At 61.6% G+C, this 17,446-nt stretch carries 14 protein-coding genes; 9 read left to right on the plus strand and 5 right to left on the minus strand.

All coding sequences use genetic code 11. The annotated features are described in order from the left end of the window. Positions 1-309 precede the first annotated feature (309 nt). Both typA and OB03_RS00785 read right to left on the minus strand, forming a co-directional pair. Positions 310-2,139, minus strand: coding sequence for a translational GTPase TypA (typA, locus tag OB03_RS00780; RefSeq protein WP_242912783.1), 1,830 nt, complete (start codon positions 2,137-2,139; stop codon positions 310-312). A gap of 161 nt (positions 2,140-2,300) precedes the next feature. Continuing rightward, positions 2,301-3,368, minus strand: coding sequence for a YeiH family protein (locus OB03_RS00785; protein ID WP_461342891.1), 1,068 nt, complete (start codon positions 3,366-3,368; stop codon positions 2,301-2,303). Positions 3,369-3,430: 62 nt separating this feature from the next. Between OB03_RS00785 and OB03_RS00790 the strand changes: the two genes are divergently transcribed. Further along, positions 3,431-4,321: a LysR substrate-binding domain-containing protein gene (locus OB03_RS00790; RefSeq protein ID WP_461342892.1), complete on the plus strand. Its 891-nt coding sequence runs from the start codon at positions 3,431-3,433 to the stop codon at positions 4,319-4,321. A 5-nt stretch (positions 4,322-4,326) separates the two neighbouring features. Here the strand turns inward: OB03_RS00790 and OB03_RS00795 are convergent, their stop codons facing one another. Continuing rightward, positions 4,327-6,390, minus strand: a complete 2,064-nt coding sequence (locus OB03_RS00795) for an OPT family oligopeptide transporter (protein WP_461342893.1) — start codon at positions 6,388-6,390, stop codon at positions 4,327-4,329. Positions 6,391-6,539: 149 nt separating this feature from the next. Here OB03_RS00795 and mutM point away from each other — a divergent pair, with 149 nt between their 5' ends. The 4 genes from mutM to dnaA all read left to right on the plus strand — a co-directional run bounded on the left by mutM (position 6,540) and on the right by dnaA (position 10,655). Then, a complete protein-coding gene (gene mutM / locus OB03_RS00800; RefSeq protein ID WP_242912775.1) occupies positions 6,540-7,403 on the plus strand; it encodes a bifunctional DNA-formamidopyrimidine glycosylase/DNA-(apurinic or apyrimidinic site) lyase in 864 nt (287 codons plus the stop codon). Positions 7,404-7,490: 87 nt separating this feature from the next. Then, a complete protein-coding gene (locus OB03_RS00805; protein WP_461342894.1) occupies positions 7,491-8,276 on the plus strand; it encodes an enoyl-CoA hydratase in 786 nt (261 codons plus the stop codon). Between the two features lie 167 nt (positions 8,277-8,443). Beyond that, positions 8,444-8,713 (plus strand): 30S ribosomal protein S20, encoded by a 270-nt coding sequence (gene rpsT, locus OB03_RS00810; RefSeq protein ID WP_242912771.1) that lies wholly within the window; start codon positions 8,444-8,446, stop codon positions 8,711-8,713. A gap of 496 nt (positions 8,714-9,209) precedes the next feature. Then, entirely contained in the window at positions 9,210-10,655 is a 1,446-nt protein-coding gene (dnaA, locus tag OB03_RS00815) for a chromosomal replication initiator protein DnaA (protein WP_461342895.1), read from the plus strand. A gap of 63 nt (positions 10,656-10,718) precedes the next feature. Here dnaA and OB03_RS00820 read toward each other — a convergent pair whose 3' ends face one another. Then, positions 10,719-11,129, minus strand: coding sequence for a hypothetical protein (locus OB03_RS00820; RefSeq protein ID WP_242912769.1), 411 nt, complete (start codon positions 11,127-11,129; stop codon positions 10,719-10,721). A gap of 273 nt (positions 11,130-11,402) precedes the next feature. Here OB03_RS00820 and dnaN point away from each other — a divergent pair, with 273 nt between their 5' ends. After that, positions 11,403-12,521 carry a DNA polymerase III subunit beta gene (dnaN, locus tag OB03_RS00825; RefSeq protein ID WP_242912768.1) on the plus strand — a complete coding sequence of 373 codons (1,119 nt, stop codon included), beginning with the start codon at positions 11,403-11,405 and terminating at the stop codon, positions 12,519-12,521. A gap of 19 nt (positions 12,522-12,540) precedes the next feature. On the opposite strand, the gene OB03_RS00830 is transcribed toward dnaN, so the two are convergent. Then, on the minus strand, positions 12,541-12,840 hold the full coding sequence (locus OB03_RS00830; protein WP_461342896.1) for a SemiSWEET family sugar transporter: 300 nt from the start codon (positions 12,838-12,840) through the stop codon (positions 12,541-12,543). Between the two features lie 276 nt (positions 12,841-13,116). Between OB03_RS00830 and OB03_RS00835 the strand changes: the two genes are divergently transcribed. The 3 genes from OB03_RS00835 (at position 13,117) to gyrB (ending at position 17,398) form a co-directional block, all read left to right on the plus strand. Next, a complete protein-coding gene (locus tag OB03_RS00835; RefSeq protein WP_461342897.1) occupies positions 13,117-13,572 on the plus strand; it encodes a hypothetical protein in 456 nt (151 codons plus the stop codon). Between the two features lie 78 nt (positions 13,573-13,650). After that, on the plus strand, positions 13,651-14,820 hold the full coding sequence (recF, locus tag OB03_RS00840) for a DNA replication/repair protein RecF (protein WP_461342898.1): 1,170 nt from the start codon (positions 13,651-13,653) through the stop codon (positions 14,818-14,820). 139 nt (positions 14,821-14,959) lie between these two features. Beyond that, positions 14,960-17,398, plus strand: a complete 2,439-nt coding sequence (gyrB, locus tag OB03_RS00845; RefSeq protein WP_242912745.1) for a DNA topoisomerase (ATP-hydrolyzing) subunit B — start codon at positions 14,960-14,962, stop codon at positions 17,396-17,398. The last annotated feature ends 48 nt before the right edge of the window (positions 17,399-17,446 follow it).

Below are 17,446 nucleotides of genomic sequence, written 5' to 3' on the forward strand. Positions count from 1 at the left end.
GCTCACCAGCAAAGGCTGGCGCGGCCTGCTAGGCCTGCGGAAGTAAGGCCAACCACATCCACCACACAAAAAGGCCAGCGGCTTCAGCCCGCTGGCCTTTTTCACGCACCCGACACACCACCTCATGCGCCCCTTGTTGCCCCTCAAGCAGCTCGCCCCCGCGGGGCGAGCGATAAGGGCTGCCAAACGTCCCTGGTAGCGGGCCGCGCAGCGGCACGCCTTAAGGAACAAAGCAAAAGCCGGAATAGGCTGACGCGCATAAAAAAAGGGCAGCTCCTGAGAGCTGCCCTTTTCTTCAAAGCGGAATGCTTATTCCGGCTTTTGACGCTTCTTGCGGAACGACGGGTTCAGGATTTCCTTGCGAAGACGGATGTTCTTCGGGGTCACTTCAACCAGTTCGTCTTCTTCGATGTAAGCGATGGCCTGTTCCAGCGACATCTTGCGCGGCGGGGTCAGGCGAACGGCTTCGTCCTTGCCCGAGGCGCGAACGTTGGTCAGCTGCTTGCCCTTGATCGGGTTGACGTCGAGGTCGTCCCAACGCGAGTTCTCGCCGATGATCATGCCCTGATAGGTCTTCTCGCCAGCGCCGACGAACATCACGCCGCGCTCTTCGAGGTTCCACAGAGCGTAGGCTGCGGTGTCGCCGTCCGAGTTCGAAACCAGCACGCCCTTCAGACGGCCTTCGATGGCACCCTTGTGCTCTTCGTAGTGCGAGAACACGCGGTTCAGCACGCCAGAACCACGGGTGTCGGTCAGGAACTCGCCCTGATAGCCGATCAGCGAACGCGACGGGCACTTCAGCTGGATGCGGGTCTTACCGGCACCCGACGGACCCATGTCGGTCATTTCAGCCTTACGGGCCGACAGCTTTTCAATGACGATGCCCGAGTATTCTTCGTCGACGTCAATCATGACGTCTTCGATCGGTTCCATCAGCTGGCCGTTCTCGTCCTTCTGATAGACCACGCGCGGACGCGAGATCGACAGTTCGAAGCCTTCACGACGCATGTTCTCGATCAGAACGCCCAGTTGCAGTTCGCCACGACCGGCGACTTCATAGGCGTCCGAACCTTGGGTTTCGGTGATGCGGATAGCGACGTTGGCTTCTGCTTCCTTCAGCAGGCGGTCGCGGATAACGCGCGACTGGACCTTGTCACCTTCACGGCCAGCCAGCGGGCTGTCGTTAACACCAACGGTCATCGAGATGGTCGGCGGGTCGATCGGCAGCGACGGCAGGGCCTCGGTCACTTCCAGAGCGCACAGGGTGTCAGCCACGGTGGCCTTCGACATACCGGCGATAGCAACGATATCGCCCGCTTCGGCTTCGTCCACCGGCTGACGCTTCAGACCACGGAAAGCCAGTACCTTGGTGATACGGCCTTGTTCGATTTGCTTGCCGTTACGGTCCAGACCCTTGATGGCCATACCCGGAACAGCCTTACCCGAGTGAACGCGACCGGTCAGGATGCGGCCCAGGAACGGATCGGACTCGATCAGAACGTTCAGGATCTGGAACGGCTCGTTGACGCGCGCTTGTGCGGCCGGTGCCGGCACGTGGTCGACGATCAAGTCGTACAGCGGGGTCAGGTCGTCGTTCGGCTTTGCCAGATCAAGCGTCGCCCAGCCCGAACGGCCCGATGCGTAGATGACCGGGAAGTCGAGTTGTTCGTCGGTGGCACCCAGAGCGGCGAACAGGTCGAAGGTTTCGTTCAGAACGCGGTCCGGATCGGCGTGTGCGCGGTCAACCTTGTTGATGCACAGGATCGGACGCAGGCCCATACGCAGGGCCTTGGTCAGAACGAACTTGGTTTGCGGCATGACGCCTTCTTCAGCGTCGACGAGGATGACGCAGCCATCCACCATGCCGAGAATACGTTCAACTTCACCGCCGAAGTCGGCGTGACCCGGGGTGTCGATGATGTTGATGCGGGTTTCGCCAGCCTTGCCGTTCCACAGCACCGAGGTGCACTTGGCGAGAATGGTGATGCCGCGTTCGCGCTCTTGGTCGTTGGAGTCCATGGCGCGTTCCGTGGTCGCCTCGTTGGCGCGGAAGACACCCGACTGGGCGAGAAGAGCATCAACCAGGGTTGTTTTGCCGTGGTCAACGTGTGCGATAATTGCGACGTTACGTAGATTCATTATTTCGGGCTCGGGCGGACTGTGTTCGGCCACGGGTAGCCCGTGCCGCTGCAAACTAGCTGCAGATGTGGGAAGGATTTCGGGGGCCTCTTACAACTCTGCGGGCCAAAAGACCAGAGCAGCGATCATCCAGCGAAGCGCTTCATCGGCGAACCGTTCGTTCAACCCATACCCAAAAGTGCAATCGTTCCTATGGCCAGAGCGGCGATCATAAGGGCGGAAATGCCTGCTACAGCCGCAACACGCGGGCCTGCCTTGGCGACAGCACGCGGGTCCACCATCAGCCCCAGAGCCGCCATAGCCATCAGAGTCATTGCCGTCACACCGTGATCCAAAGGCACCAGTACCGACGCCGGAACCCATCCCATCGAGCGAAGGGCCATCAGGATCAGAAAGACCACGATGAACCACGGCACCAGTTGCGACAGGCGCGGACGGCTGGACTTGCCTTCGATGGCAGTATGTCTGCGGGCGTGCATCAGGCCCAGCACCAGCGACACCGGCCCAAGCATGAGCACACGCACCAACTTTACCACCGCACCCGTCTGTATGGCGGCGGTGCCTGCAGGGGCCGCGGCGGCCAGTACTTGCGGAACGGCATAGACGGTCAAACCTGCCAAGACGCCGACGCCCGTCGCTTGATACCCCAGAGCCGCGCCGACAACCGGCACCAGAAGAACCACGGCGATGCCGAGGACGGCGGTGAAGCCGATGGCTGCGGCCACGTCCTCGCCCTCGGCCTCGATAACAGGCGCGATAGCGGCAATGGCCGAGTTGCCGCAGATTGCATTGCCGCATGCCACCAACAGCGCCATGGCATGGGGCAGTCCAAAGGCACGGCCAATCACATAGCCTCCGACAATAGCCACTGCCACCACACCGACAATGGCCAGCAGCAGCCACGGTCCTAACGCCAGGACCGCCGCCCCCGATACGGTCGCACCCAGCAAGGCCACGGCGACCTCGAGCAGGGTCTTGGCACTGAACCTGATGCCAGGCATCCAGCGCTGCGAGGGCGTCCACACAAGGCGCATCGCTGCACCCAGCAGGATCGCCAGTACCAACGCCTCGATCCACGCAAAGCCGACCACCGCCAGCTCGGCTCGCTGAAGGCCATAGGCGACAAGCGCGACCGCCCCCGACAGCAGAACGCCGGGGACCAACTTCGCCGAGTGGTCGAGCTGGGGGATGCTGACGCGGTTCGATACGGCAGGGTTGATATGAGCCATGGGCCCTTATCGCGCCGCACCATCAATCGATCTAATGCATAGTTTTTGACTTAATAATCGCTTTGATCGATCAATATCAGATGACACTGGAACAGTTGCGCATCTTCGTGGCCGTCGCCGAGCGGTTACATATGACCAGGGCCGCCCGCGACCTGAACCTGACCCAGTCAGCGGTCAGCGCCGCGGTGACAGCTTTGGAAACTAGGCACGGTACGCGGCTGTTTGACCGCGTGGGGCGCGGGCTGACGCTTAATAGTGCGGGCGAAGCCTTCCTGCCGGAGGCGCGCGCGGTACTGGCACGGGCGAATGATGCTCAAATGCTGCTGGAGGATCTGGGCGGGTTAATGCGCGGCAGGCTGCGGCTGTGGGCCAGCCAGACCATCGGCGCTTACTGGCTGCCACAGAGGATGTCGGCTTTCAAAAAGCAGTATCCGGGCATCGCGCTGGAACTGCGCATCGGCAACACCCACAATGTCATTGAAGCCGTTCTGAACAGCGAAGCCGAGATCGGACTGATCGAAGGCGAGGAAGAGGCCGCCCGCATCGAACGGATTGCGGTGGGGTCTGACCGACTGATCGTCGTAGCCGGTCCGGATCATCCCCTTTCGGGTCGCACCGGAATCTTGTCGGCAACAGACATCAAGTCACTGGATTGGGCATTGCGCGAAACCGGATCAGGCACCCGAAGCGAGTTCGAAGCCCATCTCCCCTCGGGCATAACTCCGACCGATCTGAGGGTGGAACTGACACTGCCGTCGAACGAAGCCATTCTGACGGCAGTCGGGGCGGGACAGATGGTCACCGCGATATCTGAACTGGCCGCCCGACCCCTGATCGAGGCCGGACGGCTGGTTCAACTGCCACTGGAGTTACCCGAGCGGCCCTTTTACCGACTGCGCCACCACGAACGGGGCATGAGCCGGGCAGCGGAGGCTTTTGTCGCCGCGCTTTAAGGTCCTTAGACCTTGGCCGAGCGTTTCAACGTCCAGCGATAGAGCGCCAACGTCAGCGCCGCAAAGGCGATCAAGCCCGCCCACATGGCCGGCCATGCGCCACCTTCGCCGATAAGGGCAAACGGAGCCTCGTTGCGGCTGCCCACGATCACTGCGGCCGTCAGAACGCCGAACAGGCTTTCACCCACGATCAGGCCCGATGCGAGCAATACGCCCATGCGACGACCAACGGCCGCAAAGCGCGTAGAAGCAATGGCGCGCTCATACAGCCAGCCGCACACCGCACCGATAACCAGCATGGTCGTGACATAGGCCGGCAGATAGACGCCGATGCCCGCTGCCAGTGGCGGTACGCTGTAACGACCGTTGCTGGCTTTGCGCACGGCGATGTCGATCAGGATGATGACTACACCGATCAGACCGCCCACGCCGATCAGATCCCAGCGCAGATCGCCGCTGATGACACCCTTGGCCAGCGCCGAGATCAGCGTCGCCTGCGGGGCGGCCAACGGTTGGGCACCCGAGACGATGGCCGGCGGGCCGCCCTCGAACCCGAAGGCCTGGTTCATCATATCCAGCACGAACGGGATCACCAGAGCACCCGCGCCCACACCGACGATAAGTGCGGTCTGTTGGCGCCACGGAGTGGCTTCGACCAACTGGCCGGTCTTGAGGTCTTGCAGGTTGTCGTTGGAGATAACCGCGACGGCGAAGACGACCGAGGTTACCACCAGCGCAAAGGCGATTACCGACGGATCGGCCGGAACGCCCGAAATCGCCAGGACACCCAGCATAAGCAAGGATGACGCCAGAATAGCCAGAATGCCGACACCGGAAACCGGACTGTTGGACGACCCGATAAGGCCCGCCATGTAGCCGCAGATAGCCGCTACCGCGAAGCCGACGACAACGACGTAAGCCAGACCGCCCACCACCAGCAGAACCGACTGTCCTGCCAATGAGGTGCCTTGGGCAAACAGCGCCAGCAAAATGGCAATGCCGACCAGTGACACCAGCGACAGCAGGCCGACCGTCTTGATCGGGATATCCTGCTCGGTCAGGTCCAACGCCTCGCCATGGCTGCGCTTGTCCTGTGCGGCAAAGGCCGAAGCCAGACCCGAGACCAGAGGGCCCGCAAGCTTGGCGAGGGTCCAGATCGCAGCAACGCCGATCACCCCTGCGCCGATGAAACGCACCTCTTTGGACCATACCGCCATGGCAAGATCCTGCGCGCTGCTTCCCGCAGGCACCGTGCTGGCAACCGAGGCCAAGCCATGGGCTGCCGACCAGTCCATAAAGCCTTGCGACGTCAGCACGGGCACAAAGACAAGCCATGCCAGGATTAGGCCCAGCAGCTGGGTCAGCCCCACAGCCAGACCGATCAGGTGACCCGCACCCAGAAGGGCGAACTGCATCGAGAAACCAAAGCCCGTCGCGCCACCACCCAGAGCAGCAGGCAGTTTGAAGAAGGCGGCCGTCTGCTCGGCGAACACCTTGGCGGCGGCCAGATAGCCAAAGAAAGCCGAGGCGATAGCTCCGCCGATCACAATCCAGAGACCGGACTTGTTCTCGCGCACAGCCTCCTCGGTCTGGCCCTCACCGGGAGAGCCGACTTTCAGAACCTCTGCCGCTGCCACGCCCTCGGGATAGGGCAGGTCGCCCTTGGTCACGAGAGTGCGGCGAAGCGGGATGGAGAAGGTAACTCCGAGAATCCCGCCCAGGGCGCAGATGGCAAATGACTCCCAGAAGTGGAAATTCATCCACCATCCGATCATCACCAGACCGGGCAGGACGAAGATGATGGAGCTCATGGCTCCGCCGACGGACGCCACGGTCTGGACCGTCATGTTTTCCCAGATGGTCGAGCCTTTGAACGCCCTCAACAAGGACATTGAAATAACGGCTGCGGGAATGGCCGAGGCGAATGTCAGGCCGACTTTCAAACCCAGATAGGTATTGGCGGCGGTAAACACGACCGCCAGCAAACAGCCAAGAATGAGGGCGCGGATAGTCAGCTCGATCCGCTTGCCCGAGGGGCGGGACGCATCCCCGCCAATGGGTGTCGTCATGGATATAATCCTTGATCCCGTGCCCCTTGCCGGGTCGGGTTGTGAAAACAACGCTAACCGCGAAAATGTCGCAGTGACAATCCAATATGCAGTGGTCGCTTCACCCTGGCCCGCAGGCACACTAGATTTCAGCCAACCAAGGAGAAGCCATGCCCGAGTTGCCAGAGGTCGAGACCGTTAGACGTGGCCTGACGCCCGTACTGGAAGGCGCGACCCTGAAGCAGACCCTCCACCGCCGGCCCGACCTGCGCTTTCCCTTTCCCGAAAGGTTCGTAGAGCGTCTGAACGGTGCCACCGTCCTGAAGGTGGATCGCCGCGCCAAATACCTGCTGATGCCATTGTCCACCGGTGAGACGTGGGTCACCCATCTGGGCATGACCGGCCGGTTCACGCTGGACGGAGATCCATTGGGTACGTTTGAAGATGTGGTGCCCACCCAAGGTCCCCACGAGCATTTCGTCGCCTGTGCGGACAAGGGAGGCGTCCTCACCCGTCTGGGTTACGCCGACGCCCGTCGCTTTGGCTTTATGGGTCTGATCCCGACCGATGAGGTGGAGACCCATCCGTGGTTCAAAGGTCTGGGCCCCGAGCCGTTGGGCAACAGCTTCTCCGCCAGCCATCTGGCCGAGGCCCTCAAGGGCCGTAAACAGAACATCAAGGTCAGTCTGCTGGACCAGAAGATCGTCGCCGGTCTGGGCAATATATATGTGTGCGAGGCACTTTACCGTTCGCGCTTTTCTCCGACGACCGCGGCAGGAGCTGTTTCAAAGCCAAAGCTGGAGCGTTTGGCGACAGAAGTCCGCAATGTTCTGAACGATGCCATCCTCGCGGGCGGCTCCACGCTCAAGGACTTCGCCAACGCCGAGGGCGGACAGGGCTATTTCCAGCATAGCTTTGACGTCTATGGCCGCGAGGGCGAACCTTGCCGCACCGAGAACTGCAAGGGCGTGATCGAACGCATCGTTCAGGGCGGCCGTTCGACCTTCTTCTGCCCTCGCTGCCAAAAAGGCTGAACGCCACACACGCGACAAACCGGTTTGAGCCATCCGACGGACGGGCTAAACCATCGCCCATACCTGTATGAATAAGGAGAGCCACCTGTGGCCGACGCCTATTCCACCCTGCTGATCGAACGTCACGCCGACGGCTACGCGATCGTTACCCTGAACCGCCCCGAGGCACTCAACGCCCTAAACTCGCAACTGCTGGGCGAACTGGGCGCCTTCCTCGAAGCCGCAGCCACCGATGACAGCATCCGCGCTGTTGTTCTGACCGGTTCGGCCAAGGCCTTTGCCGCAGGGGCCGACATCAAGGAGATGTCGGACAAGTCGTATGCCCAGATGTATCTGGAAAACTTCTTCGCCCGTGCGCACGACCGCGTCGCCGCTTTCCGCAAGCCGATCATCGCGGCTGTATCCGGCTATGCGCTGGGCGGTGGCTGTGAACTGGCCATGCTGTGCGACTTCATCATCGCCTCCGACACGGCCAAATTCGGCCAACCGGAGATCAACCTCGGCGTGGCTCCGGGCATCGGTGGCTCCCAGCGCCTGACCCGCGCTGTCGGCAAGGCCAAGGCCATGGACATGTGCCTGACCGCCCGCATGATGGACGCTGCCGAGGCTGAGCGTGCCGGTCTGGTGTCGCGCGTTGTGCCCGGCGATGAACTGCTGGATGAAGCCCGCAAGGCTGCCGCCAAGATCGCCTCGCAGTCGCCGCTGGCCGTGATCGCCAACAAGGAACTGGTCAACGCCGCGTTCGAAACCACCCTGTCACAGGGTCTGCAGTTCGAACGCCGTCTGTTCCACTCGATGTTCGCTTTCGAGGACCAGAAGGAAGGCATGGCGGCCTTCATCGAAAAGCGTAAGCCGGCTTTCACCAGCCGCTAAGCTCGTCCACAGTTGTCGGGAACCGGGGACTTGAATCCCCGTCCCGACTCAATTCGAGCCGCATTGCGTTGACCAATAAACGGGTTTCCGCTATAGCCGCGCGCTCTAAAGATTTCATCGCCGTGGGCCTTCAGGTTCGTGGCGCATATCGTTCGAAGGTTTTTCAAATGGCTAACAACGCCGGCGCCCGCAAGGCGATCCGCAAGATCGAAGCGCGGACCGAAGTGAACAAGGCCCGCCGCACCCGCGTGCGTACCTACCTGCGTAAGTTCCAAGAAGCAGTCACCGGTGGTGACGCTGAAGCTGCCAAGGCTGCTTTCATCACCGCTCAATCGGAACTGATGCGCGCTGTCTCGAAGGGCGTGGTTCACAAGAACACCGGCTCGCGTAAAGTCAGCCGTCTGGCCGCCCAGCTGAAGAAGCTGTCGGCAGCCTAAATCTCGTCTCTGAGCGGAGCAGTTCCTAAGCGATTGCTCCGCCTCAATTTTTAGACGAAATTTAAATACCCGCATTACGGGTGTTGCAAGAAAATCGAACGATTTCAAAGGCGAGGTGCCAGCAGGTGCCTCGCCTTCTTGCTGCGCGCTGTGTTCTGCGCGGAACATTTTTCGACCCTGTCAGAGCAAAAAAATCCCTTTTCTCTAGGCCCGACGGGGGTTTGCGCGAGTCAACAAATTTAAGTGCAATTCGCGACTCGAATCTGCGTTGATTCCCGCGGCGCGCTGAGTAAGTTCAAGGGGTAACGCACTTCCATCCCCAAGGATGAAGACGAGGGAAATCAAAGGTTTCCCTCGGCGGAGATGTCTGTCTGTGAGAACGACCCCACGCGCCTAACCTCGGTTTGGCGTGACAGGAGAAGTCGTCCCTGATGTCAGCTCCTGAAGTCGCGCTGCAACGGTGAACGATAAAACATTTTTGGCGGGTGACTCTATAATGATCGGGGGCGTTGCTATGGGGCAGATGACCGATCCAGATCGTATCTGGAATGAGGCTGCAGACCGCTTGAAGGCGGAAATCGGTGATGGCCCGTTCAGCTCCTATATCGCCCCTTCGGCGGTACGCGTGGATGCTCAAGGCAATCTGATACTGGTAACCCCCACCGCCTATGCGCGGGACTGGGTTCGTCAAAACGCACTGCGTCGTATGAACGAGCTGTGGCTGGGCCTGGACGGCCTGTCGCGCCGTTTGGACGTTCGCTGCCGCGCCGAGTGCGGCTCCATCCTTCCGTCGTCGGCACGCGAAGTGCCGCGCCTGAACTCCATCAGCATCGCCGCCGCTCCGGCTGCGCCTGTGGCTCCGGCTTTTGCACCGTCGGCTGACAGCGCCCGCGCTGTTCGTGCGGCTGGCCTGCAAGACCGCCTAACCTTCGAGACCTTCGTTGAAGGTCACGGCAACGCCTTTGCCCTGGCCATCGCCAAACAGGTTGCCTCGTGGGCCGATGGCCACTTCAATCCGGTGTTCTTCTGCGGCCCGTACGGCTACGGCAAGACCCACCTGCTGAACGCCATCGCCTGGGAAGCCCAGCGCCTGCGTCCGGACGCCAAGGTCATTTACCTGACCGCCGAGCGCTTCCTGTCGACCTTTGTGCGCGCCATGCAGGACCGCGCCACCGCAGCCTTCAAAGAAAGCCTGCGTTCGGCCGACATGCTGCTGATCGACGACGTCCAATTCGTGGGCGGCAAGGCCTCCACTCAGGAAGAACTGCTGAACACCCTGACCTCGCTGATCGAGGACGGTAAGCGTATCGTACTGTCGGCTGACCGCGCTCCGGTTGCCCTGACCGATATCGAGCCGCGTCTGCGCAGCCACCTTGCTGCCGGCCTGACCTGCCCGGTCGAAGCCGCTGACCGCACTCTCAAGGTGTCGGTGGCCCAAAGCCGTCTGCGCGCATTGGCCAAGCTGGGTGTCGTCTCTGGCGAAGCCCGTCCCGAAGTTCTCGAGCACATGGTTGACCGCACTCCGGGCTCCATGCGCGAACTCGAAGGTGCCGTGAACACCCTGGCCGCTGTGGCCGGTGCACGTATGGCCACCCTGACCGTTGAAGAAGTGCAGACCCTGCTGGGCACCCAGATGCGTGGTGGTCCGGAGCGTCGCATCACCGTCGACGAGATCCAGAAGACCGTCGCCGAGCACTTCAACCTGAAACAAGCCGATCTGCTGAGCGAGCGCCGCACCCGCGCCATCGCCCGCCCGCGCCAGATCGCCATGTATCTGTGCAAGCAGCACACGACCCGTTCCTATCCGGACATCGGTCGTCGCTTCGGTGGCCGTGACCACACGACCGTCCTGCACGGTGTGCGCAAGATCGAGGAAATGCTGTCGCAGGATGAACAAATCGCCCGCGACGTCGAAGCTCTCACCCGCAAGCTTCGCGGCTAAAAAACAAAACGGCCCGGATGGATTTCCGGGCCGTTTTTCTTTGCTGGGTCGAGACCTATCGGTTCACCTCGCACCCACTACCGGCCCGAACAGGTCCGGCTCCTCTGCCACCGCCTCTTCGCAAGCTTGTTGGTCATAGTCCGCCAAACCCGCGTCGGCGAAAGCCTGGCGAATATCGGGGCGATCCAGATCGACGCCGGATACAGACACGAGCGCGGCCATCTCGAACATTGTCGCATTTTCGATCTCGCGCTTGACCTCGATCGGCGTCAGTCCAGCCTGCTCTGCGCGCATGAGAAAGGTATCGATGCGGTTTTGCGCCCCTGGCTGCCCCATTTGCAAACCTCCGGCAGCATAACAAATCTGCGCCTTGACCAAGGTCTTACCCAGCGCCTTGGCCTCGTCGATCACTCGGTCTTTGGCCGATACATCCTGTGTCAGGACCATCGTCGAGAGCAACGCGACTAAAATCATACCACTTCCCCTGCGACCACCTCTGGTCGAGGCTGACCGTGGCATCGACAATACGCCTCTGCGCACTGCTGAGTTGCAAGGCCGTGATCCAATGTTGCAGTCCGAGATCCGCGACAGGCGTGAACACAGCCATTTTAGCCGGTCAGGGCTGTGGAAATCGGGGAATATGGCTGCGATTTGCACTCGACCATTGCTCAGCCCGCTCAATGCGCTAGACTTTTCACCCATAGTCAATTGGCGGCGCCAGTCAGGCCCGCACCCGGGCGAGACCACATGCAACTGACCATCGAACGTTCCGCACTTCTGAGAGCTCTTGGGCATGTTCAGAGCGTGGTCGAGCGCCGCAACACTATTCCGATCCTGTCGAACGTGCTGCTGACCGCTGGTCGTGACCGTCTGTCGTTTGCCGCGACCGATCTCGACATGGAAATGGTCGACGAAGCCGAGGCACAGGTGAACGTCGAGGGTCAAATCACGGCTCCAGCTCACACCCTGTACGAAATCGTCCGCAAACTTCCGGACGGTGCCGAAGTCAGCCTGACCTATTCGGGTGATGATCCTCGTCTGGTCGTGGCCGCCGGTCGTTCCAAGTTCAACCTGCCGGTCCTGCCCGCAGGCGACTTCCCCGTCATGTCGAATGAAGCCTCGGGCGCACGCTACACGCTGCCTAAGGAAGACTTGGCTCGCCTTATCGACAAGACCCGTTTTGCCGTCTCGACCGAAGAAACGCGCTATTATCTGAACGGCCTGTACCTGCACACCGTCTCAGACGGCGGCATTCCGCTGCTGCGTGCTGTGGCCACCGATGGTCACCGGCTGGCACTGGCCGAGACCCCTGCGCCCGAAGGTGCCGCAGGCGGTCCGGGCGTAATCGTCCCGCGCAAGACCGTGGATCAGGTCCGTCGTCTGCTGGACGATGGCGCAGGTCCGGTCGAGGTTCAGGTCTCGGCCCAGAAAATCCGTTTCGAGTTCGGTGAAGCCAGCCTGACCTCCAAGGTCATCGACGGTGCCTTCCCTGACTATCTGCGCGTCATCCCCAAGGGTAACGAGCGCACCGCCGACATCGACAACAGCCTGTTCGCCAAGGCCGTTGACCGTGTGGCCACCATCTCGGCTGAAAAGAGCCGCTCGGTGAAACTAGCCTTCGACAACGACCGCGTGAAACTGACCGTCCGCAACATGGAAGCCGGTCAGGCCGAGGAAGAAGTCGAAATCGGCTACTCCGACGAGCCGTTCGAAATCGGCTTCAACGCCCGCTACCTGCTGGACGTCGCAGGTCAGATCACCGGCGAAATCGCCAGCTTCAAATTCGCCGACGCCGCCAGCCCCACACTGGTGCTCGATCCGGCCGACGTCGGCGTACAGTACGTGCTGATGCCGCTGCGCGTTTAAGTCGCCAGCGCAAGACCTATTAGGGCCCGTCCGGTACGTCCGGGCGGTCCTTTTTGCTGTCGCGGAACTTCCATTTCATCGTCAACACGATGACCGCCATCACCAAGGCACAGCTGTTCGCAAATGTCACCGGCCAAGCCTCAGTTATCACCCCGTAGATAACCCACAGCGCAAAACACGTCACTGTCAACGAATAGGTCTTAAGGCTGACGGCCGATGCATCGCGCGCCTTCCAGATCTTGATGGCTTGAGGTGCAAAACTGGTGATGGAACAGATAGCCGCGGCGGTCCCGACTATGTTGGCGACGGTCTCGCTCATCGCGCGACCATCAGAACAAGATGTCCGATCCCATCCGGATCAGCAGCAACAGTTCGCCTATCAAGAAAGCCGATACAACCGCGATGATGCCATAGGGCGGCCGGGGGCGATGGTGAATGTCGTTCATGATTGTCTCCTCCCCCCACAAAGCGTCCGATCAAAATTCCGTTCGCCCCCGCGCCTCTAAATCCGAAATCGGACACGCGTCTGCTTCCCACAGGTTTACTATTTGCCTCGACCATCCGATCATTCTGGAGGTTGTATAAGGGGGACAGCGTGGTCCAACAGTTCGAAACGAGCAGGTTCGAATACGGCTTGATCATCGCCTGTAGCCTTGTTCCGCCCTCTATGGTTTTCGCCAGTGGGGCACCGGTTATTGCCGGCATCCTGCTGCTTGTCTGTACCCCGCCGGCTCTGTTCGGTCTAATAGGACTGAGCCGTCCGCATCGTGTGAGCCTCACCGAACATGCGTTGACCATTCGCCCGGTGTGGGGCCGCCCACGGACGATTGACCGGCGCGACATTATTGACAGCGAAGAGATCGTTTCTCCGCCCTTTGCCACTTTGATTGCGCGCTATCGCAAAGCAAACAAACGCCAAGGAGCCATCACTATCAGCCATCGCTTTGCAGCGGCAGGACTAGGCATCCGCAGCAAAGGACAGGAGGCGGGGATTAACGCTTCCAGCAAGGCAGCTTGTCTGGCGGAATGGATCCGGGCGACTGCGCCCTAGAGCCTGCGCATTTGTGAGGGGGCGCGCGCTTGGGCTATAGGCTGTCCTGACCGGATCAGGCCCTCCGGTGCCACGACCTTGTTGACGCGTTTGATTTCTTCCCTCGCCATTACGGACTTCCGCTCCTACAGCGCCGCCCGTCTGGACCTGTCCGGCGGGACCGTGGTGCTGTTCGGGCCGAACGGGTCGGGCAAGACCAATCTGCTTGAGGCCATCAGCTTGCTGACTCCCGGCAAAGGCCTGCGCGGGGCGACCGCTGCCGAGATGGGTCGACGCGAGCCAGGCGAGGCTGTGGGCCGTGCATGGGGCGTAGCCGCCACGCTGGACACCGCCGACGGTGAGGTAAAGATCGGCACTGGAATCCAGACCATGGGTCCCTCGGCCCGCCGCATCGTGCGCATCGATGGGGAAACGGCAGCCCCCGGCCGGATGCTGGAACACTTACGCCCCGTCTGGGCCACGCCGGAGCAGGACCGCCTGTTCTCCGATGCCCGCGCCGACCGCCTGAAGTTCTTCGACCGACTGGTGTTTGCGGCCTATCCCGACCATGCGGCCACCATCTCCAACTATGAGAAGGCCCTGCGCGAGCGCATCCGCTTGCTGACCCATGAAAATCAGGTGCCCGATCCCCTGTGGTTGGACGCGCTGGAGGCCCGCCTGTCCGAGGCCGGTGCCCGCGCCGCCATCGCGCGCGTGTCAGCCCTAACCGCCTTGCAGGAAGGCATCGACGCCCGTGCCGACCGCCCCTTCCCCTTGGCAGATCTGGGGCTGGAGGGGCCTGCCGAACAGATGGCGCGCGAGGGTGCCGACGAGGCCGACATCCTGTCCATGCTGGGCGAAGGCTTTGCCCGTGCCCGCACGCGCGATGGTGCCGCGGGCCGCAGCCTGTTCGGCCCGCACCGTACCGACCTGACGGCCATCCACCGCGAAAAGAACCGCCCCGCCGCCGAAGGATCGTCCGGCGAGCAAAAGGCGCTGGTGCTGAACCTCATTCTGGCCCAGACCGCGCGTCTGGCCGAAGGGATCGCCAAACCCGTTCTTTTGCTGGACGAGGCACCGGCCCACCTCGACGAGAACCGTCGCGCGGCCCTGTTCGACGAGATCGAAGCACTGGGCCTGCAAGCCTTTATGACCGGTACCGAACGTCCCCTGTTTTCGGCGCTGGAAGGGCGGGCTCAGTTCGTGGCGATCGGCCCCGACGGCCTCGGTGGCCAGCCCCCGTCGAGCCACGGGGATTTCGCGGCCTAAACGGCGTCAAAAGCTGGCTTTTTGCCGGAAAAATCCTATATGTTGGAGACTTCGGAGCGCGCTGATTTGCGCCTTCGGAATGGCGGCCGAGCCGCCGCCTTTTCCCCGTCCGACCCCCGGACCCTGAGCCGACGTTTTCATGACCGAACAGACTGCTCCCGCGCCAGAGTACGGCGCCGATTCCATCAAGGTTCTCAAAGGCCTGGATGCCGTGCGCAAGCGCCCCGGCATGTATATCGGTGACACGGATGACGGTTCGGGTCTGCACCACATGGTGTATGAGGTGGTGGACAACGCCATCGACGAAGCCCTTGCGGGTCACGCCGATCTGGTCACCGTTACCCTGAATGCCAATGGCTCGTGCACCGTGACCGATAACGGTCGCGGCATTCCGGTGGGCATTCACGAGGAAGAAGGCGTCTCCGCCGCCGAGGTCATCATGACCCAGCTGCACGCCGGGGGTAAGTTCGACCAGAACTCGTACAAAGTTTCGGGTGGTCTGCACGGCGTGGGCGTTTCGGTTGTGAACGCCCTGTCGGACTATCTCGAACTGGTCATCTATCGCGATGGCAAAAAGCATTTCATGCGCTTCGAGCGCGGCGACACCGTCAAGTCGCTGGAAGTTGTCGGCGACGCGCCGGTGCGCACCGAAGGTGCCAAGGCCGGCCAGCTCCTGACCGGCACCGAAGTCACCTTCTATCCGTCGGTGACGACCTTCAGCTTCATCGACTTCGATTTCAAAACTCTGGAACACCGCCTGCGCGAGCTGGCGTTCCTGAACTCCGGCGTTTTGATCAAACTGCGCGACGACCGACTGGCCGAGCCGGTCGAGAGCGTCTTGCACTATGAGGGCGGCGTCGAAGCTTTCGTGCGCCACCTCGACAAGTCCAAGACCCCGATCCTGAAAGACGTCATTGTCATTCGCGGTCAGAAGGACGGCATCGAACTGGATCTCGCCCTGTGGTGGAACGACAGCTACCACGAGACAATGCTGTGCTTCACCAACAACATCCCGCAGCGTGACGGCGGCACCCACTTGTCGGCCTTCCGTGCGTCTCTGACGCGCGTGATGTCGAGCTACATCGACAAGGCTGGCGCGGCCAAAAAGGAAAAGGTCAATCCGAGCGGCGAAGACGCCCGCGAAGGCCTGACCTGCGTCCTTTCGGTCAAGGTGCCGGACCCCAAATTCAGCTCGCAGACCAAGGACAAACTGGTCTCGTCCGAAGTGCGTCCGGCCGTAGAAAACCTCTGCTCGGAAGGTCTGTCGGAGTGGTTCGAAGAGCATCCGACCGAGGCCAAGATGATCGTCTCCAAGATCATCGAAGCTGCAGCTGCCCGTGAAGCCGCCCGCAAGGCCCGCGACCTGACCCGCCGTAAATCGGTGCTGGAAATCAGCTCGCTTCCCGGCAAGCTGGCAGACTGTCAGGAACGCGATCCGGCCAAGTCCGAACTGTTCATCGTGGAGGGTGACTCCGCAGGTGGCTCGGCCAAACAGGCGCGTAACCGTGAGAACCAGGCCGTTCTGCCGCTGCGTGGTAAGATCCTGAACGTCGAGCGCGCCCGCTTTGATCGCATGCTGTCGTCCGACACCATCGGCACGCTGATCCTCGCGCTTGGCACCGGCATTGGCCGCGATGACTTCAACGCCGACAAGCTGCGCTACCACAAAATCATTCTGATGGCCGATGCTGACGTCGACGGTGCGCACATTCGTACGCTGCTGTTGACCTTCTTCTATCGCCAGATGCCGGAACTGATCGAGCGCGGGCACATCTACATCGCCCAGCCGCCGCTCTATAAGGTCTCCAAGGGCAAGCAGCACCGCTACGTGAAAGATCAGGCCGAAATGGACGCCTATCTGATCGAGGAAGGCTGCGCCGACGCCACGCTGGAAACCGGGTCGGGCGAAGTCCGCGCGGGTATGGATCTGCAGGAACTGGTCCGCGAGGCCAAGGCGTTCAAGGCGGGCGTGGACCGTCTGGCCGCACGTGCTCCGGCCTTCGCCATTGAACAGGGCGCTCTGGCGGGCCTGTTCGACGAAGCCAATGGCGAACTGCTGACCCGTGCCGAACAGGCCGCGCTGCGTCTGAACCTCTACAACGAAGAGGGCGACGGTCCGTGGTCCGGCGCTCTGGCCGAACAGGGCGGTGTGGCTTTCACCCGCGTTCGCCGCGCGGTCAGCGAGACCATCGTTCTGGACGAAATCCTCGGCCGTTCGATGGACGCCCGTCGTCTGGGCGAACGCGCTGTGGCCTTCGACAAGCTGTTTGAAAAGCCGGCCATCTTCCGCCGCAAGGACAAGACGGTAACGGTACGCGGTCCTCTCGACCTGCTGGCCGCCGTTCTGGACGCTGGCAAGAAGGGCATCGCCATCCAGCGCTATAAAGGTCTGGGCGAAATGAACCCCGAGCAACTCTGGGAAACCACGCTGGACGTGAACGCCCGCACCCTGCTGCAGGTCAAGGTCGAGCACGCCGACGAAACAGACGACCTGTTCGCCAAGCTGATGGGCGATGTGGTGGAGCCGCGTCGCGAGTTCATCCAGGCCAACGCGTTGGATGCCGCCGTCGACGCCTGATCGGGCGCCAAGGCTACGAAGGAGAAGGGCTCGCTAAGGCGCGCCCTT

Source organism: Brevundimonas sp. GN22, assembly GCF_054824005.1.